Annotated in this window: 19 protein-coding genes and 1 pseudogene; 8 read left to right on the top strand and 12 right to left on the bottom strand. The window is 41.0% G+C overall.

The window, feature by feature from the left end:
• Window positions 1–267: 267 nt before the first annotated feature.
• From gdhA to NLX78_RS17420, 6 genes are all read right to left on the bottom strand, one after another.
• Entirely contained in the window at window positions 268–1,644 is a 1,377-nt protein-coding gene (gene gdhA, locus NLX78_RS17445) for an NADP-specific glutamate dehydrogenase (RefSeq protein WP_235309024.1), read from the bottom strand.
• A gap of 380 nt (window positions 1,645–2,024) precedes the next feature.
• Window positions 2,025–3,416, bottom strand: coding sequence for a threonine synthase (gene thrC, locus NLX78_RS17440; protein ID WP_069290122.1), 1,392 nt, complete (start codon window positions 3,414–3,416; stop codon window positions 2,025–2,027).
• A 215-nt stretch (window positions 3,417–3,631) separates the two neighbouring features.
• On the bottom strand, window positions 3,632–4,975 hold the full coding sequence (locus tag NLX78_RS17435; RefSeq protein ID WP_254351102.1) for a TldD/PmbA family protein: 1,344 nt from the start codon (window positions 4,973–4,975) through the stop codon (window positions 3,632–3,634).
• A gap of 3 nt (window positions 4,976–4,978) precedes the next feature.
• Complete coding sequence (locus tag NLX78_RS17430; protein ID WP_254351101.1) at window positions 4,979–6,373, bottom strand: TldD/PmbA family protein; 1,395 nt, start codon at window positions 6,371–6,373, stop codon at window positions 4,979–4,981.
• A 443-nt stretch (window positions 6,374–6,816) separates the two neighbouring features.
• Window positions 6,817–7,122, bottom strand: a complete 306-nt coding sequence (locus NLX78_RS17425; protein WP_254351100.1) for a hypothetical protein — start codon at window positions 7,120–7,122, stop codon at window positions 6,817–6,819.
• 433 nt (window positions 7,123–7,555) lie between these two features.
• The gene (locus tag NLX78_RS17420) at window positions 7,556–8,434 is read right to left on the bottom strand and encodes an AraC family transcriptional regulator (RefSeq protein ID WP_254351099.1); all 879 of its coding nucleotides are present in this window, start codon (window positions 8,432–8,434) and stop codon (window positions 7,556–7,558) included.
• A 468-nt stretch (window positions 8,435–8,902) separates the two neighbouring features.
• Here NLX78_RS17420 and NLX78_RS17415 point away from each other — a divergent pair.
• The 7 genes and pseudogenes from NLX78_RS17415 to NLX78_RS26590 all read left to right on the top strand — a co-directional run.
• Window positions 8,903–10,961 (top strand): annotated as a pseudogene (locus NLX78_RS17415) (contractile injection system protein, VgrG/Pvc8 family); the annotation flags it as partial.
• A gap of 48 nt (window positions 10,962–11,009) precedes the next feature.
• On the top strand, window positions 11,010–12,110 hold the full coding sequence (locus NLX78_RS26755; protein WP_483311683.1) for a CdiA C-terminal domain-containing protein: 1,101 nt from the start codon (window positions 11,010–11,012) through the stop codon (window positions 12,108–12,110).
• 1 nt (window position 12,111) lies between these two features.
• Complete coding sequence (locus tag NLX78_RS17405) at window positions 12,112–12,639, top strand: hypothetical protein (protein WP_250260749.1); 528 nt, start codon at window positions 12,112–12,114, stop codon at window positions 12,637–12,639.
• A gap of 133 nt (window positions 12,640–12,772) precedes the next feature.
• Window positions 12,773–12,904, top strand: a complete 132-nt coding sequence (locus tag NLX78_RS26595; protein ID WP_302057417.1) for a hypothetical protein — start codon at window positions 12,773–12,775, stop codon at window positions 12,902–12,904.
• Between the two features lie 114 nt (window positions 12,905–13,018).
• Window positions 13,019–13,810 (top strand): hypothetical protein, encoded by a 792-nt coding sequence (locus tag NLX78_RS17400; RefSeq protein WP_254351098.1) that lies wholly within the window; start codon window positions 13,019–13,021, stop codon window positions 13,808–13,810.
• Window positions 13,811–14,128: 318 nt separating this feature from the next.
• Window positions 14,129–14,461 carry an Imm8 family immunity protein gene (locus NLX78_RS17395; protein ID WP_254351097.1) on the top strand — a complete coding sequence of 111 codons (333 nt, stop codon included), beginning with the start codon at window positions 14,129–14,131 and terminating at the stop codon, window positions 14,459–14,461.
• Between the two features lie 120 nt (window positions 14,462–14,581).
• Window positions 14,582–14,869 (top strand): putative zinc-binding protein, encoded by a 288-nt coding sequence (locus NLX78_RS26590; protein WP_367988363.1) that lies wholly within the window; start codon window positions 14,582–14,584, stop codon window positions 14,867–14,869.
• Here the strand turns inward: NLX78_RS26590 and NLX78_RS17385 are convergent.
• From NLX78_RS17385 to argR, 6 genes are all read right to left on the bottom strand, one after another.
• On the bottom strand, window positions 14,845–15,534 hold the full coding sequence (locus NLX78_RS17385) for a Crp/Fnr family transcriptional regulator (protein ID WP_254351096.1): 690 nt from the start codon (window positions 15,532–15,534) through the stop codon (window positions 14,845–14,847). The genes NLX78_RS26590 and NLX78_RS17385 overlap by 25 nt on opposite strands.
• A gap of 181 nt (window positions 15,535–15,715) precedes the next feature.
• A complete protein-coding gene (arcC, locus tag NLX78_RS17380; protein WP_254351095.1) occupies window positions 15,716–16,678 on the bottom strand; it encodes a carbamate kinase in 963 nt (320 codons plus the stop codon).
• Between the two features lie 36 nt (window positions 16,679–16,714).
• A complete protein-coding gene (gene arcD, locus NLX78_RS17375) occupies window positions 16,715–18,130 on the bottom strand; it encodes an arginine-ornithine antiporter (protein WP_254351094.1) in 1,416 nt (471 codons plus the stop codon).
• A gap of 69 nt (window positions 18,131–18,199) precedes the next feature.
• Entirely contained in the window at window positions 18,200–19,198 is a 999-nt protein-coding gene (gene argF / locus NLX78_RS17370) for an ornithine carbamoyltransferase (RefSeq protein ID WP_254351112.1), read from the bottom strand.
• Between the two features lie 24 nt (window positions 19,199–19,222).
• On the bottom strand, window positions 19,223–20,455 hold the full coding sequence (gene arcA / locus NLX78_RS17365) for an arginine deiminase (RefSeq protein ID WP_254351093.1): 1,233 nt from the start codon (window positions 20,453–20,455) through the stop codon (window positions 19,223–19,225).
• 449 nt (window positions 20,456–20,904) lie between these two features.
• Complete coding sequence (argR, locus tag NLX78_RS17360) at window positions 20,905–21,357, bottom strand: arginine repressor (protein WP_254351092.1); 453 nt, start codon at window positions 21,355–21,357, stop codon at window positions 20,905–20,907.
• 395 nt (window positions 21,358–21,752) lie between these two features.
• Here argR and NLX78_RS17355 point away from each other — a divergent pair, with 395 nt between their 5' ends.
• Window positions 21,753–22,112 (top strand): putative zinc-binding protein, encoded by a 360-nt coding sequence (locus NLX78_RS17355; protein ID WP_013311396.1) that lies wholly within the window; start codon window positions 21,753–21,755, stop codon window positions 22,110–22,112.
• Window positions 22,113–22,157 lie beyond the last annotated feature (45 nt).

Raw genomic sequence — 22,157 nt, 5'->3', positions numbered from 1 at the left:
TCGGATGGTGTCTGGGTGATATCAATCTCTCCTCCCTTAAGCATATCGCTGGGCTTCATGATCCGACCTTTGATCCATCAATTATTGATCTATCAAGTAATATACATCCTCTTTAAAAATAAATCAAGTCCCTGAGAAAAATAAAGTGCTCTTTGCAAATAAAAGCTGAGCGACTCACACAGAGCCACTCAGCTTTTGTTTCATTAGCTTACTTGTTCAATCATCAATCATCATGTAATAGGAGATAAGGGTTGGTATACCGTTAAGTTAAACAATCCCGTGGGACAGCATTGCGTCGGCCACACGCACAAATCCTGCGATATTGGCTCCGACAACCAGATTGCCCGGCACACCGTATTCCTCAGCCGCCTTCACGCTGTTAGCATAGATATTTTTCATAATATCATGCAGCTTGGCATCCACTTCCTCAAAGGTCCATGACAGGCGCATGCTGTTCTGAGACATTTCAAGCGCCGAGACTGCTACTCCGCCTGCATTGGCAGCCTTGGCTGGCCCGAACAAAACCCCATTGCCCAAAAACACTTCAATGGCCTGTAGCGAGGATGGCATATTGGCACCTTCGCCTACAGCTTTTACGCCATTGCTTACCAGCAACTGGGCTGCTTGCTCGTCAATCTCATTCTGTGTGGCGCATGGCAGTGCGATGTCGCATGGGATCGACCAGATCCCCGAACAGCCTTCTGTATAGATTGCGCCTGGACGCTCTTGAGTATACTCGCTAATCCGCAGACGGTTCACTTCTTTCAGCTGCTTTACCAGCTGCAGATCGATACCGTCTGGATCATAGATGTAGCCATTCGAGTCACTACATGCCACGACTGTAGCACCGAGCTGCTGTGCTTTTTCAATCGCATAAATAGATACGTTCCCTGAGCCCGACACGACGACGCGTTTTCCTTCAAAGGACGATCCCTGAGCCTGCAACATCTCGTTTACAAAATATACACAACCGTAGCCAGTCGCTTCTGTACGTGTGAGACTGCCTCCGTAATGAATGCCTTTACCCGTCAGGACGCCACCTTCATGCCCTCCGCGAATCCGCTTGTACTGCCCGAACATGTATCCGATCTCACGTCCGCCTACACCAATATCCCCTGCCGGAACATCGGCATCTGGACCAATATATTTATACAACTCCGTCATGAAGCTTTGTGTAAAACGCATCACTTCGTTATCTGATTTCCCTTTGGGATCAAAATCCGAGCCGCCTTTACCTCCACCGATGGGAAGACCCGTCAATGCATTTTTGAAAACTTGCTCAAAACCCAAAAATTTGACGATTCCCAGATATACAGACGGATGGAAGCGAAGTCCACCTTTATAAGGCCCTATCGCACTGTTAAACTGCACGCGGAAGCCACGGTTGACCTGTACAACCCCTGCATCATCCACCCAAGGTACACGGAAGGTAATGACTCGCTCCGGCTCCACTAGCCGTTCCAGAAGCCCCTGCTGCATATACTTAGGGTGCTTAGCCAATACCGGAATTAGCGAATCCAATATTTCCTTGACGGCCTGATGGAATTCATTCTCATGAGGATTGCGCGCGATAACCTTCTCAAAAACGGACTGTACATATTCGGCTGCTGCTTGTTGACTCTGCTCTGGACGGATCATGGTCATTATTTAATACACCCCTTTTATAATTAGCCCCTCTGTTAAATGACGGAACGACTTTATTCTGCACCTTCGAGAGTGGAACTTTATGTATTCATAAAATTTAGTTAACTATACATGATTTTTTATAATAATACATCTAATTCGCCTATAAAAAATTTTTGTATCCTTCATCAAATAACTCTATGAACCTCTCATTGCCTGTTAGTTTATTAAAGCTAAATCCCTTGATTCACGGGCTTTTTTCACGATTTCTAAGACCCTAACACCTTACTCCACATGGCATTATAATGTGAACAAATTGAAACTAAAACATACAGCACATCTGGAAAATATGGAAATAAAAAAGAGGCTGCGCGCAGGGCGTAGCCTCTTTTCCCATTCTTTTACACATAAAAGGCTTCAAGCTGACGCACAATTTCTGCCTCGTCATGCTCTACCACCTGCTGATGCTGCGATTTCGAGAATAATTGTTCAATTTGCGTCGGGAACTCCTGCTTGATGTCCACCAGACGGATAGCTTCATCAAATTTGGCCGGATGTGCTGTCGCAAAGGTCACACATACTTCGTCCGCGCCATTATACGCCTCATATGCGGCAATACCGCAAGCCGTATGCGGGTCGAGCAAATAATCGTACTCGGCTTTGTATTTTTTGATCAGCTCCAGACACTGCTCATTCGAAGCACCGAGCGCTTCAAAATCCTGCTGCACCCGTTTTAAATCCTCTGCACTGATCACAATCCGTCCCTCGGTCTTGAGGTTATTCATGTATTCAGATACCTTGGCTGTATCTTCTCCAAGGAAGTAGTACAGATATCTTTCGAAATTGCTCGCCACCTGAATGTCCATCGAAGGACTGTATGTGCTTTTAAAGTCGCCTGGCTTGTATTCGCCTGTCTTCACAAAGCGCTCCAAAATATTATTTTCATTGGTGGCAATAATCAGCTTATGGATCGGCAGACCCATTTTTTTCGCAAGAAAGCCGGAAAAGATATTGCCAAAGTTGCCGGATGGCACGCTGATATTAATCTTTTTCGTACCGGCAGACTCCTGCGCCCGGAAATAAGCATAGAAGTAATATACGGTTTGCGCCAAAATACGCACAAAGTTAATCGAGTTAATTGCCCGCAAATGATGTTTAGCTTTGAAATCCAGATCGGCAAACAGATCCTTAATGACCTTCTGACAATCGTCAAAGTTCCCTTTGACGGACAGATTCAGTACATTTTCATCGTCAACTGTCGTCATTTGCAGCTCTTGTACCTTGCTCACCTTTTGGTGTGGGTGCAAAATACAGATTTTAATGCCTTCCTTGCCCCGCACGCCCTGAATCGCCGCTGCCCCGGTATCACCTGAGGTTGCACCCAAAATGTGAATGATCTCATTCTGCTTTTTGGACACGTAGGAATAAAACTCACCCATAAATTGCAGCGCCACATCCTTGAACGCGAACGTAGGCCCGTGGAACAGCTCCAAAATAGACAGGGAATCGTTGATCTTCTTCACTGGCGTAACTTCCGGGTGACGGAAGCTCGCGTAACTGCGCTCCACCAGCTGCTCCAAATCTTCACGAGGAATCTCATCATTGATATACAGCGCAAAAACTTCCAGCAGCAGCTCTCTGTAGCTCAATGTAGCCCATTGCTCTAACGTAGCTCCCGACACGGTCGGAATCTGCTCCGGTACCATCAGACCTCCATCGTCAGCTAATCCCATGAGCACGGTATCAATAAATCCCTTGGCTTCTACTCGACCTCTAGTGCTAATATATCTCATATACATCCCCCAATAAAAATTCAATTTGAACCTTTTTTCGAATATATTATTGTCTATAATACCCTGTCGCGGTGCTGTAACCAAGCCTTTTTTTCATATTTCAAAGACTTTCTCCTACTTTACCATACCTCGATGCATCAGGCATCTGTGATCGCTAAGCAATTATAACGTCAGGAACAGCCCGTGAGTCTGAAAAAAGAAGGCCGCTCCAGTCATTAGGAACCTGAAATCGAGAGTGCAGCCAGCTTGAGCGAAGGCGATGTGCAGCTTCCCGTAAAACGTAAATCGTTGCCAACTTCCTCTACCTGCTGCAGCACATCAAAGAAGTTGCCCGATACGGTGATCTGATTGACTGCTCTGATCACTTGCCCCTGCTCAATCCAGTATCCCAGACAAGCCAGCGAAAAGTTACCGGACGCCGTATTCGTACCCGCATGCAGCCCTTGCAGCTCTACGATCATCAACCCGCGATCCGTCTTGCGAATCATGTCCTCCAACGTAGACGTGCCTGGTTCCACATACAGATTATGATACGACACACCAATTTTACCGTTATAGCTGCCCTTGGAAGCATTAGAGGTACTTTCCACCCCAGCCTTGCGGGCTGTCTTGCGGTTATGGAAATACGTCCGTAGTTCCCCGTCCTTGATGATCTCATTACGATGGGTTGCGCTGCCTTCGGCATCAAACGTACTGCCTGCGGGAACGTTCTCCATCAGCGGATCATCAATTAGCGTAATACGCTCGCTTGCCACCTTTTGCCCCAGTTTCCCAGCCAATCGCGAAAAGCCTTTATCCACCGATTCCGCTGAAAATACCGACGTATACGCAGCCAGCAATTGCGCTGCTGCATCATGACGGAAAATGACTGGATAGTTATCCGATTGGATCGTGTGCGCACCCAGCTTGGAAACAGCCTCTTTTACGGCTTTATGCGCCACATCCGCAATATCGATTTCTTCCACACTTCGCAGGGAATAATCATGCCAGCCCCCAGTTACCGTCTCGTCATGGTCTGCTGCAATCACATACACATAAGCGGTTGCTAGGCTTTTGCGACGATGGCAGTGCAGTCCTTTGGTATTTACTATCAGAACCTCATTTTCACGAATGCTGACCGAGCAATGCCGAGCCATCACAATCCGTGGATCTGCGGCAAGCGCTGTGCGCTCCATTTCTAGCGCCGCTTCGATCAGAATCTCAGGAGCGGTGTCGGCCAACGCTGAGGCATAGGCAGGCTGCTCAGGATAACTCTCAGAGCCTGCGAACAGCTCATCCTGTTCCTCGCTCTCCAATATGTCCGCATTGCTGCGTGCTTCATCCAATAAAAAGTCGATCACGTCCGGTTCCAGCTTCTCTGTAGAGGCATAGCCCATTTTCCCGTTAATGACACCCCGGAAGGAAAGCCCACCGTTTTCAACGATGGTATATTGGTCAATTTCTCCCTTCAGTACCTTCACCGAGGTAGAACGTCCATTTACATAGTAGATTTCCATATCCACGTAGCCGATTTCCCGACCTTTTGTGAACAACGCTTCCTGAAATTGCTGAATGTTCATCGCCTATTCCCCCTTCCGTCCGCCGACGGTCATCTCGGACACGCGAATTGTCGGCTGTCCGCAGTTCACCGGAAGACTTCCACTGACCGAGCCGCACATCCCCTGACCATAATCCAGATTGTTGCCGACCATATCAATATTTTGCAGGGTTTCAATCCCTTTGCCGATTAGCGTTGCCCCTTTAACCGGCTCGGCAATTTTGCCGTTGCGAATCATATACGCCTCTTCGACTGCAAAATTAAACTCGCTCGTCGAAGTATTCACCGAACCACCACCCAGCGATTTGGCATAGATCCCGTACTCCGTATTCGCAATGATCTCTTCACGGGTCGAATCCCCGTTCGCAATAAACGTATTATTCATACGGGATGCAGGTGCGAATTTATAGGACTGTCTTCGTCCTGACCCTGTCGCAGGCACACCCATCTGGCGCGAGCCCATGCGGTCGATCAGATATCCTTTTAAAATGCCGTTCTCGATCAGTACGTTGCGCTGTGTCGGCGCTCCTTCATCATCGATATTGAGCGATCCCCACGCGTTCTGAATCGTTCCATCATCTATAGCCGTGACAAGCGGCGAAGCCACCTGCTGCCCGATCTTATTGGCAAACACGGAGGTTCCATGGGCCACCGCCGTAGATTCCAGCCCGTGTCCACATGCCTCGTGAAAAAGAACGCCGCCGAAGCCGTTCTCAATTACGACAGGCAGTCTGCCGCTAGGTGCATATCCCGCTTTGACCATTGTGGTCGCAATACGAGCGGCGTGTCTGGCATTTTCTTCGATATTCAGGTTCTCCAGAAATTCAGTCCCTGCATATGCGCCCGGCCCGCGAAAGCCAGATTGTCTATGCTCCCCATCGGTCGCAATCGCGCTTATTCTCATGCGTGTATACGTACGGGTATCCTCCACCAGCAGCCCGTTGCTATTGGCAATCAGCACGTTTTGGATTGAGTTACTAATCCCAATGGAAGTTTGCGTGATGGAAGGATCGTATTGGCTTGCCGCCTCATGCGCCCGTCTCATCATGTCGATCTTGGCGCGTTTCTGTGAACCGTCAGGAATGATCGCAATCGGATGTTGGTTAGAGATCGCATGGGGATGGAGTGTAATGGTGTGTGTACCTGGTGCTCCACCGCCGCGAATGGCCTTGGCAGCCGATTTGGCCAGTCGGATCAGGCTCTGCTCGCTCATATCACTGGTGTAGGCATACACCGAGAAATGCTCCTTCATGATCCGAATGCCAATCCCAAAATCCCGGCCTGACAGCGCTGTATCCACGACGCCTCCGGTCATGCCCAGTTGTCCATTGGTACGGTCCTCAACGAACACCTCTGCAAAATCTCCGCCCGTCTCCAGCGCGGCTTGCAGCATATCCTGAATCTGTGTTGGATGTATCATCACGTTCCTCCTCATTTTTGCCATGTTTCTTATTGTACGGTTATTCGTTCAAGAAAATATGCGGGTTCATGTTTATTTCCCATAACTTTACTATACATGATGTTGGGAGTGGGTGTAACTATCTGGGTGGCAAGTGGTTTGAAGGAGCTTGAAGATTCTATGTTTGGGATGGAGGGATTGAAATGAGAAAACCCGATCAGACCGTGAAGGGTCATGTCGGGTTATTGGAAAAAAATTGATTACTGGTTGGGTTGAGCAAGTACGTGCATATGATGCCGCTACGTAGACGGATCATTCTTCCGATCGCTGTTGCCCCCATATTTTTTGGATTATATTTTAACGGTAAAAATCCGGTGACGGTTATTGCTTACGAAGCAGCTTTCCTACGGAAAGCTTTCAGCCGAACGCTCCGCTTCTTCAGAACGATTCCGTCTCCTCCGCTGCTATGCTTGGGTTTGCTTCATTTTGTTCGCCAAAATACTTTTTTTCAAACGAACTTTAAACAATTCCCTGCGAAGGTCCAGTTCCATGATATGAAGATGGTCGGCCGCTTTTTTGACGGTTTCCAGGTGAAGTACGCTTGCCTTTTGAGAAATAATAGCTAGAGCATCCCAAATGAGCTTTGTGCATGTTTTAAGTCTCTCTATGTGTTCGTCTTCTTGCTGCACCAAGTTCTCGTATTCTTCAGCAGTATTTTCAGATGAGTTTGTATGTTCCATGCTCTTTAGTATCTTAGGTTGGGTATCCAAGTTACCATCTCCTTTTTATTCAAAGTGTAGCAAAGGATGATAACGGATGTGGTACGTGGATACGTAGCAATGAGAGAATAATAGATAAGATTATTAGAACAATTTAGTGTGCAAGATAAATTAAGACTTTTTGACATTCCAAGATAAGAATTATATCTAACTTAGAAGCTATAAAAGTACAACTAAATGAATAAATATTATTTCAATACCTTAAACCTCGCACTGTTCTTCAGTCTGTCGCTACATTATATTTTCAATTACATAAGTATCATTTCTATTCAAAATCATTAGTCCCGTAAAATAAATTACCTGATCTTTCTCACCAAATGGCTGTACCTTAAAAGAAATACCTTCTTCACAAAATAAGCTTCAATTATAATAATTGAAAAAAGAGCTGTCGAAACAGCTCATGGATACTTCATAATCACATGCTTTATGTTACTTTTTTTGAAATGGGGATCCATATTTCACTTTTGAAAGTCGGTGAGGTTATATCTTTACTCTCATTCCATAGGATTTCCGGGCCTTCTATTTGTTCATAGTTTGAGGATGGGAACCATTCGGAATAAATACGTCCCCACACATCTTGTAGCGCATCAGGAAATGATCCGATTGCTTCGAATACTGCCCACGTTGAGGCAGCAACTTTAAGTTGTGTTAGGTTATCCGGACACTCCTTTGTTGTTGCAACGCCAATATAGTGATCAAGCTCCCCTTTTTCCTCCATTCTACCTTCAGAAAAGTTCGTGGACGCACTAAGCAACCCCATAGGCTCGACATTAGAAATTCTTTTAAGATTATTGATCGTTTCACCATCTAAACTTTCCCACATCGCAGCAATCTCTGGATTAACCCCGTTAAAAATAATAGGAACTCTTTTTTGAATACCAACAATGCGAAATGCCCCTTTTTCTTCAATTCGATAGTTCATTTCACTTCCCCCTTTAATGGATAACTGGAAGGTCATTCGTGGATATGCTTTTAGCGAACGGCCATTAATTCTAGCTTCAGACGGCGTTAAGCCATGTAAATTTTGAAAAGCTCTTGTAAAAGAATCTGGTGAATTATACCCGTATTTAATCGCGATATCAATAACCTTTACATTGCTATCTTTAAGCTCAAATGCTGCAAGAGTGAGGCGTCTGCGGCGGATGTATTCTGATAACGTAACACCTGCAAGAAAAGAAAACATCTTTTTAAAATGAAATTCAGAGCAGTAAGCCAACCTTGCTACCTCTTTAAAGTCAATATCATTAGTCAGGTTTTCTTCAATATACTTTATTGCTTCATTCATGCTCTTAAGCAAATCCACTATAAGACCTCCTTCATCAATAGAATAGCAGTAGTTGAATATATCCACCCGACAATTCCTGCACAATATTGTAGGGTCTATTCTTATTCATAAGTTTAGTACACAAACTTATATAACATAACTAATTAAGTAAGAATATCTTTAATAATCAATGCCCTTTCAATAAAAGATCCACCTCACCGGATTTATTATAATTAATATATGTTCCATCAATAAAGATTTTCATTATTCGGTATAACCAATGGGTCATTCTGTAAACTAAGTCTCTCTTTTAACCGATAAATACATATGCTGGGTTGTTTATTAAATATCACCTCTCGCCCCTTTTTTGCGTACAAACCTTGTTATACATATTTATATTGACTCACTGTTGTACTCATCTGCGGCTTCTGTAATCTGAAGCGAATGCAAGATGACGTGCTTTACTTGGAAATACCCATCGCATCTAGAAAGGAGTCATGAACTCACTTGAGCGTATTATCAGATGGGATTGGATATGAAAGCCTACGCTTTTATGGTCCCTTTCAGCCACTACACATCGAACAACTTCAAATAACAAGCACCATTAATGATCATGCCTATTTACATATCAGTGGCATGCTCTCCGAAGAACAAGGAGCTGCATGCATCGGACAGGATATGGAGCAAGAGCCGATTGTGATTCGTCAGTTGGATGATCAGGGACAATCGCTGAGAAGGCTGTTCCATGGGATTGTCACGCGTATATCCGTACATTGTGTGCGAGGCGTGTATACGTTTGAACTAGAGGCCGCTTCCCATTCGTACCAGATGGATATTAAGCGTAAAAGGCGCTCCTATCAAGATATTCACCGCACCTATGATGATCTGGTCACTGCGCTGGTTCGAAAATATCAATACGGAGATGCCATTGATACGGTAAGCAACTATGCCAAACTAGAGACATTTGTTTTACAATATGAGGAGACCGATTGGGCGTTTTTAAAACGTCTCGCTTCTCGCTTTGGCTCCGTACTCGTGCCAGAGGTAACCGCAGCCTCGCCCAAGGTTTTCTTCGGGATGCCCGAAGGCAAGCAGCATAAGGTGGAGCGGGATGTATTTTATCGAGTACGAAAAACGTTTCATGAGCTGGATGCGGAAAAGCCAGGAGAACGTGCTGGCTCGTATGTCACCTATATGATCGAAAGTCTGCAATACTATGCGCTGGGCGACCTCATCACGTTACCCATTGGACAAGGCAAAGAACTGGTCGTAGCTCGAGCCGTGACCACACTAACAGATGGCTTGCTGCGTACCCGTTATGATCTTCAAGCCGAACAGGATATCCGCTATGCTCGGTATGAAAACAATCAGGCCACCGGAATTTCGTTGACAGGAACGGTGCTCAAGGTACAACAGGATTTCGTACAGCTTCAACTAGACATTGACCCGAAGCAAGATCCTGCTAAAGCCTGCTGGTTTCCCGTAGCCACCCGTTATGTCGCTGAAGAACATAGTGGCTGGTACGATATGCCTGAAGTAGGAGAACAGGTGGAGTTATATCTGCCTACCCACCGCGAACAAGATGCCTATGTAACGGATTCACTGCGACAACAACGCCACACCAATGGACAGCCGAATGTGAAGGTATGGCAACATGTACAAGGTAGCAGCGTAGAAATGTCTAAGCATGAGCTGACTCTATCCACCTCCGGTGAATTTTCCATTACACTGCATGAAGGTAACGGCATTACGATCAACAGTCCGGGGAATGTGCAGATTCAGGGTGGTCACGTGAAGCTCGATGCTGGCGAGGAGCTTTCGCTAGAAGCTGGAACGGGCGCTGTATCTGAAAGGCGGAGCCAGCAGCATGGTTCTGGATGGTGAGACGGATACCAAAGCTCCAGTGATATATCAGGAAGGTACGGTGAAAGCTCCTGTTTTCGTAGCCGACCTCCCCCCTGTGCCTGAGCCACCATTGATGAGCATAAAGGCATATAAGGCTGCACAATCCGCAGCCAAGGATTCATCTAGCAGCCAAGCATCTCCCCCTAAAGCAAAAGTCACCAGTCCAGCAGAGCTTCAACAGGCGAATGCCATGATGGGGACAGTATCCAAGCTATTAGGCTCCATTCCGGTAATGGGGAAAGTAGCTGGCGTTGTTGTGGGAGTGCTAAGTGGACCTGCGGCGGGGGTGATTCTGAAAGCAACCGCAGCAATCCCTGTTCGGAGCAAAGGAACCCCTACCGTTGGAGGCAGTAGCAAGGGGAGCGAAGTTCACCCATTAAAATACTTGGCTGGTTTGGCCATGCAAGGGTTGATTAGTTTACACGAGCATGAGAAAGCTAAACAAGCCTATTATAACAAGTGGATTCTAGGGAAAGTGTATACGAGTGCACGTCATATTGTGAATTCCGGTGGCACATTGGAACTAGTTCAAAACCTACTGAAAGAATCGAATGCCATGGTTCATGCGTATCAGCAAGTTCCGGAAGATGTAAAAAAACGCTGGAGAGCCGATTACGACAGCCGCATGGCACAGCAGCAGCCTAAACAACAAGTTGAGAAGCCTAAGTCTTGGTGGGATCGTTACCTGGATTATACGGGTAGCAGCGCGATGATAAAAAGTCAAATAGCCATGGAGCAGGCACATGCTTCTCAAAAAACAGCAAACAGCCTTGCTGAATTATACAAAGGCATAGAGCAGGCTAATAACGTAAGGGCTCAAAATCAATTAAACTCCATTGGTGAATTTTTAGATTATTGGTCATTTGGTATACCTAAAGGATTGTATCAAGCCTATATGGAGCGCGGACGTAATCAAGGTAACTCTGGTAGTGACGCAATCAATTTTGCTACATTTGGAATAACAGAGGCTATACGTGGAGCTTTGACACCTGAAGATCCTTTGTCACCAGACCATTTGTCCAATGTCATTAGTGTAGCAGCGATCGTTGAGGGGGCCGGTTCATTTTTCAAGCCGAAAACCATACTAAATTTACCAGTTAAAGAACCTGTTCGTCCAGGTCCTAAAATCATAAATGAAAAAACAGAGCCACCCCAACTTCCAAACCTGAAGCCCAATAAAGAGATTGAGGGGGTGGGTAATTCTGCAAAGATACCTAGAACAGGACCAGAATGGGATGAGTATTTCCGTTCAAAATATGGCGATGATAATGTAGACTGGAAAACTAGTTCTGAATACAACCTATATGGTCCTAATTATATTCCTTATACACCAAAAATCAGACCGAATGCTATCACTACTAAGCCTTCATTACCTAGAGGGGGGAGACCGGAAGGAAATTATGCTGATACTAAAGGTAAAGGTAGCCGAGGATTAGAAAGACAAAATGAAGCTGCAGATGTACTCACGGAACAAGGATATCGTACGACAATGCTTGACGAACTTGATAATGGAAATGGTTATGGTATTGATCCTAAAAAAAGTCCAGATTTCATAATAGAGAGGCAAGTATTTGATTGCTACGCTCCTGATACAACTACGAGTCTACGGAACATTCTTGATACACTCAGAGAGAAAACTACAAAACAAGCTAGAAGAATAGTGTTAAATTTAAATGATTATCCTATTGAAAAAAGACGCGAGCTTATTGAAAATTTAAAAAGTCAAACACACAAGGATTTAAAACATTTAGATGAATTGCTAATCATTGAAGATCGTCAAGTAACTAGAGCGTACTGGAGGTTTGAGTAAAATGGATTATAGGTTATCTATTGGCTCTAATTTGTCTAGAGAAGCCTTGGGAAAGTTTCTTTACAATATGATATGTGAAGTGTTAGTAATGGAAATAAATTTTTATGAAGTAGAAGTAAAAGATTGGTCTGATACTCGACAGGTGAGTATTAGTTGCACTTATTTTTCTATAAGCATTAATTTAGATGATGAGGATGACTATTTAGAACGTTTTCGAGAAATGAATCTCGAAGATCACGGCGTAGATACAAATGTTCTTATTAGTATTCAATTTGTATCGCGTACTTTTGATATTGGATGGTTAAAAATACTCGAAGTTATTGGAAAACTATTGAGGTTGAACGATCAAGATTTGGTTGTTGAAGATGATTCCTCATACCCACTATTAAAAAGAATTAAAGGGCGTTTATTTATCAATAATAATCTAGATGAATATCAAACCAGGTATATCACTAAAGAAAATCTAGAACTGCTGAATTATCCTTATTTAGAAAAAGACTTTTTTAAAGATAGCGGATATCGAAGGTAACTTTTTTCTGTTAATTGCATGATAAAAGTGAAATCAGAATATCTTAAATAACATTTTTCATTACGTCGAACGGGTCGATTATGGTCAGATACTACCATGATTGACTTGTTTTTTTGCTTTCCTCTTTGCCCTAATGCCGTCTGGTGATATGAACAAGCTGGTGAGATTAGAGGATAAAGGGTTGAAGGTAAAGGGTGAAAGACGAGAGATTCCCAATGACGGCAGCTATTTAACTACAGATGGTGAAAACGATGAGGAGGAATGAGCCTTTTTTCCACACAAAAAAATAATTTTTCATCCCTCCCTATCATTAGCCGACCAAAAGAATAAATTTAAAAATTAAGATGACTTTTAATCTAAGCCTGAGAGGAAGAAATATGTGATTGAAAAAATTATACACCTAATAACAAACGCGTCTTTAGATAAAGATGATCGTGTTATAGTAGCTTCTCTAAAGTTATTAAAAAATGATTGCAATTTAGAAGAATTAGAAGGCGATTACTTTGCTCAACTTGTTAGTATGATTCCTCTGGTTAAAGAACAGAGTACAAAGGCACTTTTAATCGAAACAATTGTGGAATCTCCAGAATTCGTTAGCGACGATACGATACTGGACGAATATGTGAAACTTATATCAGAAGGTGCTACTAACGTTCAGGAAGCTGCAAGATGTTTAGGTGCATTTACCGCCTCCGGCTCTACAAACAATCAGATATTCTTACAATTGGCCAATAAATTAAATAATACATTTGCCGTTGAAATACTAGTTTCAATGGGACGTTCTAATTGGGGAGAAATCCCTCATTACCTAGAATCATTTGCTCAAGAGGTTCAAAAAGCACAAAGGATAAGATATCGTTCAGGAATAATTGCAGCCTTTTTATTAATTGTTCATCCTCTATGTTCAGAATATGCTCAAATCAGTTCGTTATCTTTTGGATATCCATTTACTGAAGCAGCTGTGAATGATTGGGCGTGGGTAACTCCAAAAAATACAGAAAATATAGTACAAAGGAAAATAGTAACCTCAAAGGAAGCTGAGGTATTGGTGAAATTAGGGGGCTTATTACGAAATAATATGGACTTGAATTCAAATGAAATTGCAAAGCTCTACACCGAGTTTTTTGAAGATAAGAACCCATTTGATGTTATTTACACTTTACCAAAATAAAAAACATAACGTCCAAGAAGTCGCGCGAGAGTTGTTTGGTATCGGACTTAGTTTTCTCTAGGGAAATTGAAAAAACATCCTCGCTTCAATTGATTGGATCATCTTAAACTGATAAAGTTCAAGCCCTATAACTATGCAAGAAATCGAAGAACCCGCCCCTATCTTTCCCCTAAAACAATGACTTGAGATCCCTCCCCATCTAAAGGCGTTTGACTTGAAAAAGAAAATGTTCGAAGAATACAACGCCGGGGAAAGATGGGCGTCAAAGCAGATAAGTAACGTTCATATTGATATTGTGTTCAATAGGAGGATAATTAAATGCTTATAATAAAGGCTTTAACAAAGATGTTCGAGGATTGGGGTGAAGATATAGATGATTTCTATATTACTTATAATGTTGATATCGGACCCAGTGAAATAAATGGAGCATCAGACATGTTTTCATTTGAACTAATAAGTCCTAAAAGGTTAGCTAGGATGACAGGTCAAGGTGATATTATTATCGGGCATGGTCATTTTATAGCAAGGGACTTTAATGAAATTATACTTGAAGCAACATTAAACCGTATCATTAATAAATGCGTAGATGATGATATGAATAAGGCATACAAAAACCTATCTGCATATTTTCGTTGGGAGATGGACGAATAATTAAACAATATCCCTGGAAACCAGAATTATATTTAGATAAGGCTAATTCTCTATTAGAAAAAATAAGTTAAAATACAAACAATTTTAAATTTTATTTCATCTAAAACCAAAAATACCGTGATGGATCACAAAGAAAAAATAAGGAAGTGTGCAAAGATGAAAAGAACAGATTTACCACTTGTCAGAACAGCAAAATTGGGACGTGACATCATTGCAATTGATGGCTGTCCCTTATCCTGTTGCAAGAGTTGCTTAGCAAGGCATGAAGTTCAACCCAAACACCATTTCACGCTGTTTGACTTTGACGTACCTAAAATGCCTGCTGGCATAAACAAAAAGCAAAAAGATGAACGACTTCGTTTTGAAGACGTTCATCTTTATTTTCATATAGAGATTTCCTCAAAATAAGTTGGGTCATGTATTATAATTTTTTTACCTGAAACTGTAATAATATTATCTTTCTTTAACTGATTTAACACACCGCTAACTGTTTCTCGAGACGTTCCGGATATTTTAGAAATTCCGATTGTTGTCAGTGGACACGAAATGACAATCTCTTCACCGTTTTGTTCCCCTAAATCCTGCCTTAAATAATTAAGTGACTGAATTACCCGATCTTGTGCATTGGGGATTGTAATATATTGTATGCGATGTTCATGAAGTTTTAAGATCACAGAAAACTGCTTAACAACAAATAATAATTGTTTTTGATTGGCTTTCAACATATCCTCAAAAATCGCCGTAGGCATATAATACACATCCACATCTGTCAGTGCTTCTGCCGAGTAATTATATCTTTTATCTGTAAACATACCGCCATAAGGAAAAATTGAATATTGTTTTACATAGTCCTCATATAATAAATTTCCACTTTGATTTACCCGCTCTAACTTTACAAAGCCATCTAACATAAGGTAAATTCGTTCCCTTAAGTCCCCTTCTAAAAATAAAAATTGACCCTTCTTATAAGTTCGCCAATAGACAAACTCTCTTAAGATTTTTAATTTTTTTTCTGATAAATCAGCAAATAAGCTAAACTGTTTTAAATTTTCCACGACATTCCTTTTATTCATAAATACACCTCTCTTGTTTCATAATAGAAATAATATGAATTTTATCATTTATCCTATGTACTGAGCAATTTAGCTCTCCATAAACTATAAATGATCAATGAAACAAGCAGGCCGAATTCGGGAGCAAAAGCCAGCCCAAACTCGACCATATTGTTTAAAGAGCAGTATTTTTTAATGTTATTTATACATGCACAGATCCCTCTTGTTTAGAAATAACCGTGCCTGTTTTTCCTTCTAATGCTTCATATACCTTCTCTAAAGAAGTAATAATGGCTTTTCGTTCTGAATTTGTATTAACAAAATGAATAGCAGCTTCAATTTTGGGAAGCATACTTCCGGCTGCAAAATGTTGTTCCTTTATATATCCTTCTAATTCATCAACGGTTACAAACTCTAACCTTTTTTGATTTGGCTTATTAAAATTCACATACACAAAATCAACTGCAGTTAAAATGACAAGCGTATCGGCACCTACTAATTCAGCTAATTTCTGAGCGGCGAAATCTTTATCAATAACTGCTTCAGTCCCTGTTAATCCTTCTTTAGAATGAATTACCGGAATTCCGCCACCTCCAACAGCAATGACGATATTGCCATCATTTACCAAAGAATCAACCACTTTATATTCAAGAATGCTTACAGGTGTTGGTGACGGTACCACTCGTCTCCATCCTCTTCCTGCATCTTCTTTAAATACCACTTTTGTTTCCTTCATTAACTCTCTTGCTTCGTCCTCTGTATAAAAAGGCCCTATTGGTTTTGTGGGATTATTAAATGCTTCATCTTTTTCATCGACGACCACTCTTGTTACGATTGTTACCACATCTTTATTTATACTCTGTTTTCTCAATACTTTTGCAATCGCATTTCCCATCCAATAGCCAATCATTCCTTGACTCATCGCACCACAAGTATCCAATGGCATTGCAGGGTTTTTTTCCGATTCCGCCGCTTTTTGCTGTAATAAAATATTTCCTACTTGCGGACCATTCCCATGGACAATTACGACATCCACATCATTTTCTATTATTTTCACAAGTTGTTCCGCTGTTTTTTCTAATGCTTCTTGTTGTGCCTTTGCCGTAGCGTTACCGGATTGTATAGCATTTCCGCCTAGTGCCACTACAATTTTTCTTCGTGCCATACTTCAACCCTCCAATTGTTTTCATTTCCAAAAAATTCAAATTGCAATATTCCCCGTAACTAATTCATAGATTGTGAATACTGCCAAAGCAGCAATAGCAACAGATAATATCAGTTCCACCTGAGTAAATATTCGCTTTGGATTATTTTGCTTTTGCAGCTTATAATAGATGAAAATGCCTGGTGCATATAAGGTCATTGCTAATAACAAGTAATCTAATCCAGCCGCATAAACTAACCAAATTCCATAAATACTTGCAACTATACCAATGACTATATTGATGGTTCGGGCTTTTTCTTTTGATCGCAAGCTATACTTCAATTGATAAAATGCTGAAAATACATAAGGAATTAAAATAGCGGAGGATGCTAGAGAAAACGCAAAATTATACGCTTTATCCGAAAAAATGAAGGTTAATAAAAAAAGTTGAATTAAACCATTTGTAATCCATAATGAATTTACAGGGGCTTTATTTTTATTCTCTTTCGCAAACCACTTTGGAAATACCCCATCTTTAGAGGCTAAATATGGAATTTCAGATGCGAGTAAAGTCCATCCTAACCAAGCGCCTGAGGCGGAAATAATCAATCCTAGGTTAATAAATGTAGCGCCCCATTTTCCAACAACACTTTCAAATAAATAGGCCATAGCTGGATTTTTTAAATTAACGATATCCGCTTGCTGCATAAGCCCGAGAGATAATAATGTAATCAATACGTAAATAATAAGTGTTCCTATCAAGCCAATGACTGTCGCTTTCCCGACATCACTTTTATTTTTTGCACGGCCAGATAGAACAACAGCCCCTTCAACACCAGTAAATACCCAGACAGTTACAAGCATTGTGCTTTTAACTTGGCTGCCTACCGCCCCCCAAGTAAAAGTACCGCCTTGTCCCCAAAGTCCATCTATAAATACATTGATTTTAAAGGAAAAGATTCCCACAATAATAAATACGAACACAGGTACTAATTTCGCGATTGTAGTTACTAGATTTATAAGCGCTGCCGATTGTACGCCTCGTAAAATCAGCAGGTGAACACACCAAAGCAAGATACTCGCACCAATAATCGATGCTATATTTTGACCCCCATCAAAAATGGGAAAAAAATAACCTAATGAACTAAATAGTAAAGTTGCGTAAGCTACATTACCAAGCCATGCGGCTACCCAATACCCCCATGCGCTATTAAATCCCACGAAATTTCCAAATCCAGCTTTTGCGTAACTAAAAATACCACCATCCAAATCCGGTCTTTTTTTAGTTAAATTCTGAAAGGATAATCCAAGTGCAATCATTCCGATTCCTGTGATAATCCACCCAATAGTAATAGCTCCGGCGCCAGCTTCTTTGGACATATCACTTGCCAAGTTAAACGCTCCACCGCCTATCATTGAACCAACAACAAGAGCTGTTAAAGTAAATAATCCTAATTTTTTTTCTTCACCCACTACACTCACCTCTCTCTATTTGATAGAGTTAAGGAACAGAGAGAAAAAGAAGGAAGATTAATTCCTTCTTTACTCCATATTTCCTAAAGTAGCTGCTAAAACCGCTTTAATTGTATGCATTCTATTTTCAGCTTGATCGAATACTTTTGAATGCTTGCTGCGGAATACCTCATCGGTTACTTCCATTTCTCTCAATCCATATTTATCGTAAATTTCTTTTCCGTACGTTGTTTCCAGATCATGAAATGCAGGTAAACAATGTAAAAAAACAACATCATCGTTCCCAGTTTCCTTAATCATTTGCATATTTACTTGATAAGGTGAAAGCAGTTCAATACGTTCAGCAAATTTATCTTCTTCCCCCATAGATACCCAAACATCTGTGTAGATTACATCTGCGCCCGCAACAGCCTCTTCAATACTACTGGTTACCATTACCTGGTCACTAAATTTTTTGGCCAAATAAATGACTTCTTGTCCCGGCCATAATGATTTTGGCGCACAAATCCGAACTTCCATTCCAACGATTGAACCACCAATTAATAAGCTATTAGCAACATTGTTTCGGCCATCGCCAACATAAACGAGCTTTACATTTCGCAAGTGCCCTATATGTTCTTGGATGGTTAATAAATCCGCGAGCGTTTGGGTTGGATGCCACATATCCGTTAGACCGTTCCACACCGGTACACCCGAATGCTCAGCTAAAGATTCCACTGTTTTATGAGCAAAGCCGCGGAACTCAATTCCATCAAACATGCGGCCCAACACTTTAGCCGTGTCTTCTACGGATTCTTTTTTACCGAGCTGAATATCACCTTTACCTAAATACTCGGGATGCGCGCCTAATTCTGTACAAGCTACTGTAAATGCGCACCGTGTACGAGTAGAAGTTTTTTCAAACAAAAGAGCTATATTTTTTCCTTCCAAATAACGATGGGGAATGCCATTTTTCTTTTTCTCTTTTAAATCTGCTGCTAAATCGAGAAAATATAACAATTCCTCTTCTGTAAAATCTATCTCTGCAAGAAAACTTCTGCCTTTTAAGCTTGAATTAGTTTTTCCCATATTTATCCCTGCTTTCTCCATAATTTAAATATCTTTTCGAACGATTGGCATACTCATACAACGTGGACCCCCACGGCCACGGGATAATTCCGAGCTCAATATTTCAATTACCTCGATACCGTGTTCACGCATTAAAGCATTTGACACATAGTTACGGTCATACGTAACAACTACTCCTGGCGCAATGGCTAATGTATTGGATCCGTCATTCCATTGTTCACGAGCAGAGGCTATTACATCTCCTCCTCCACAAGGAATAAGAACCAAATCCTTCAAGCCCAAAACCTCTTTGAGAGATTCCATTAAAGAGGTGTGATGGGTAATTTTAAGCGTTTCTTCATCCGGGCCTTTCTCTAAAACATAAATATTCATATTTCCTTGCGGTCCTTGGATCGCTGGATGAATTGTAAATTTGTCATAATCAACCATCGTAAATACGGTATCTAAATGCATAAATGCCCTGCATTTTGGAATTTCAATGGCTAATACTCTCTTAAATTTTTCTTGACGGCTAAATAGATTTAGGGCTAAACGTTCAATGGCTTTAGCTGAAGTACGGGCAGATACACCAATGGCAATGGATTCTTCATTTAAAATGAGCTCATCGCCGCCTTCGATTGGAAATTCATAATTGCGATCCAGCCAAACCGGTACATTATGACTGGTAAATCTTGAATGATGTTTGATAACGTACTCCATAAACAATGATTCACTTCTTCGTGCAGTTTCTCTCATTTTATTAATCGTTAATCCATCACCAATAACAGCTGCAGGATCGCGGGTAAAATATAAATTTGGCATTGGAACTAAATAAAATGGAGAACGATCTTGCATAAATTCAGATAGTTGCATATTCTTACTCGTTTCAATTTCGTTTTTCCGTACACCACTCATTATTTTTTGAATTAAATCTTCATTTGAGAAGGAAAGTAAATATTCTTTTAAAATTTGATGTGAAACATTTCCTTCAGTCCTTCCTTCTTCTAACATTTGGTCAACAAATTCTTCTCTCAGTTTTTTATCCACTAATGCCTCGGCCGCGAGTTTTTCTAAATAAAGAACTTCAATTCCCCGATTGCGTAATGTTTGGGCAAAATAATCATGTTCTTTTTGAATCACCGGCAAAAAGGGAATATCGTCAAATAATAATGGCTGCAAATACTCCGGCGTTAAGTTTTCCAATTCTTGTCCCGGACGTTTTAATAAAACCGTTTGTAATTCCCCAATTTCCGAAGCCACATGCAATGGATGCTTCATTTGTCGTACCTCCTTTTTAATCTTTGATGTTTACAAGTTCATCATAAATAGTCCATGCTTTCCGTCTTGTGCAAACACCAACATTTTTGTTGAGAAATATTTCACGTTTTTATTTTTAAAATAACAAAAAAATGTATTTTTATAATATATTTTGTCAGTTTTATCTGCGGAACCTATTTCATATTACGCATATATGATGAATATCTGGGCTTTAACTGCTGATCTAAAAAAATACATTATCAACTTGCAGCCTATGTAGAATGCGAGCCGTATCAACAAGAAAAAAAGAGCGAAGGAACGCCCGCAAGGTAGCTGTGATGCTTGAGCCAACAAGATACATCACATCTACGGCATGCTCAGATTCGGGCACCCTACGCTCTTTAATTACTAAATTCAAGTAACCTCGTATTCTCTCTTGACAATCTACTAGCTAATTCTACTAGCTATCTTTATCTAAAAATTAAATTAAGTCTTTCTTCTAAAATCTTTCGATCCGATAGGGTTTGGGAAATGACAAGGCAGGTATCATTCCCGCATACACACCCTACCATTTCTCTCCATTTTGAACTATCTAATAAAACACCAATAACATTTGCATTGCCAGGTAACGTTTTTATAATCGTTAATTTATCGATATAATCAATCTTTACAACAACTTCTTTTAACTTCTTCTTTAACTTCAAATCAGTTTGCAAAGGCATTTCTGAGGAAACATTATATATCATAAATCCTTTCGAAGAAGCTATTTTTATTAATTTCAGCTCACGGATATCCCGGGAAATCGTAGCTTGCGTCACTATTACATCTTGTTCTGCCAACAGCTCTACTAACTTCTCTTGTGTTTCTATTTCATATTCGCTCACCAATTGCTTAATTAACCGATGTCTTTTTTCTTTTTTCATAGAAAGACACTCCTTTTCATATTATAGCTTTATCACATTTTGCTCTAATTTTCTATTATTTGCTATAAAGAGGAATACAGACTGTATACTCTATCTTTTAGAATACCGTTTACAGTCGTGTTATTGATGAATGCAAGAGTCATTTATTGAGAGATGAGCAGAATTTATTTTTCATTGATAACGCTGAAACGAACGAAGAGGAACTTCTCATTGCTGGAAGCTCCTCTTCTTGTATGAAAAGTTTAATGGTAGATTTTGAAAAAATGTTGTCGTGATCATTATCACGGTCTAACCTGTAAATTTAAGTTAAAATACAAACAATTTAAATTATGTTTTACCTAAAACCAAAAATACCGTGATGGATCACAAAGAAAAAAACAGGGAAGTGTACAAAGATGAAAAGAACTGATTTACCTCTTGTCTATTCTTGTTCTGGATGTTCCTCCGCAGCACAAACCGCTAACATGATCGCTATACAAATGGATCGAGAAAAAGTCGCTGAAATGTCCTGCATAGCTGGTGTTGGTGGTGATGTCAAACCTCTTGTCAGAACAGCAAAATCGGGACGTGACATCATTGCAATTGACGGCTGTCCCTTGTCCTGTTGCAAGAGTTGCTTAGCAAGGCATGAAGTTCAACCCAAACACCATTTCCTGCTGTCTGACTTTGACGTACCCAAAATAATAGGAGAAGATCCTAACCCCGATCATTATAGGAATGCTTACACACAAATCTTAGAACAAATTGGACAATAATTCTTAATCAAAATAAAGATGTGTATCGAATGATGACTCATCCTT

Source organism: Paenibacillus sp. Lou8.1 (genome assembly GCF_024213565.1).
GTDB lineage: Bacteria > Bacillota > Bacilli > Paenibacillales > Paenibacillaceae > Paenibacillus > Paenibacillus polymyxa_B.
The sequence above is the reverse complement of the archived record's forward strand: the minus strand, read 5'-3'. Positions and strand labels throughout refer to the sequence as shown.

What these genes read in the sequence shown, in the direction of transcription:
- NLX78_RS17435 (WP_254351102.1), bottom strand. Translation starts at nt 4,975, where the DNA reads ATGAACATTCAGCAATTTCAGGAAGCGTTGTTCACAAAAGGTCGGGAA.
- argR (WP_254351092.1), bottom strand. Translation starts at nt 21,357, where the DNA reads ATGAAAAAAGAAAAAAGACATCGGTTAATTAAGCAATTGGTGAGCGAA.
- argF (WP_254351112.1), bottom strand. Translation starts at nt 19,198, where the DNA reads ATGGGAAAAACTAATTCAAGCTTAAAAGGCAGAAGTTTTCTTGCAGAG.
- NLX78_RS17395 (WP_254351097.1), top strand. Translation starts at nt 14,129, where the DNA reads ATGCTTATAATAAAGGCTTTAACAAAGATGTTCGAGGATTGGGGTGAA.
- NLX78_RS26595 (WP_302057417.1), top strand. Translation starts at nt 12,773, where the DNA reads ATGCCGTCTGGTGATATGAACAAGCTGGTGAGATTAGAGGATAAAGGG.
- NLX78_RS17355 (WP_013311396.1), top strand. Translation starts at nt 21,753, where the DNA reads ATGAAAAGAACTGATTTACCTCTTGTCTATTCTTGTTCTGGATGTTCC.
- gdhA (WP_235309024.1), bottom strand. Translation starts at nt 1,644, where the DNA reads ATGACCATGATCCGTCCAGAGCAGAGTCAACAAGCAGCAGCCGAATAT.
- thrC (WP_069290122.1), bottom strand. Translation starts at nt 3,416, where the DNA reads ATGAGATATATTAGCACTAGAGGTCGAGTAGAAGCCAAGGGATTTATT.
- NLX78_RS26755 (WP_483311683.1), top strand. Translation starts at nt 11,010, where the DNA reads ATGATAAAAAGTCAAATAGCCATGGAGCAGGCACATGCTTCTCAAAAA.
- NLX78_RS17385 (WP_254351096.1), bottom strand. Translation starts at nt 15,534, where the DNA reads ATGAATAAAAGGAATGTCGTGGAAAATTTAAAACAGTTTAGCTTATTT.
- NLX78_RS26590 (WP_367988363.1), top strand. Translation starts at nt 14,582, where the DNA reads ATGGATCACAAAGAAAAAATAAGGAAGTGTGCAAAGATGAAAAGAACA.
- NLX78_RS17405 (WP_250260749.1), top strand. Translation starts at nt 12,112, where the DNA reads ATGGATTATAGGTTATCTATTGGCTCTAATTTGTCTAGAGAAGCCTTG.
- arcC (WP_254351095.1), bottom strand. Translation starts at nt 16,678, where the DNA reads ATGGCACGAAGAAAAATTGTAGTGGCACTAGGCGGAAATGCTATACAA.
- arcA (WP_254351093.1), bottom strand. Translation starts at nt 20,455, where the DNA reads ATGAAGCATCCATTGCATGTGGCTTCGGAAATTGGGGAATTACAAACG.
- NLX78_RS17430 (WP_254351101.1), bottom strand. Translation starts at nt 6,373, where the DNA reads ATGATACATCCAACACAGATTCAGGATATGCTGCAAGCCGCGCTGGAG.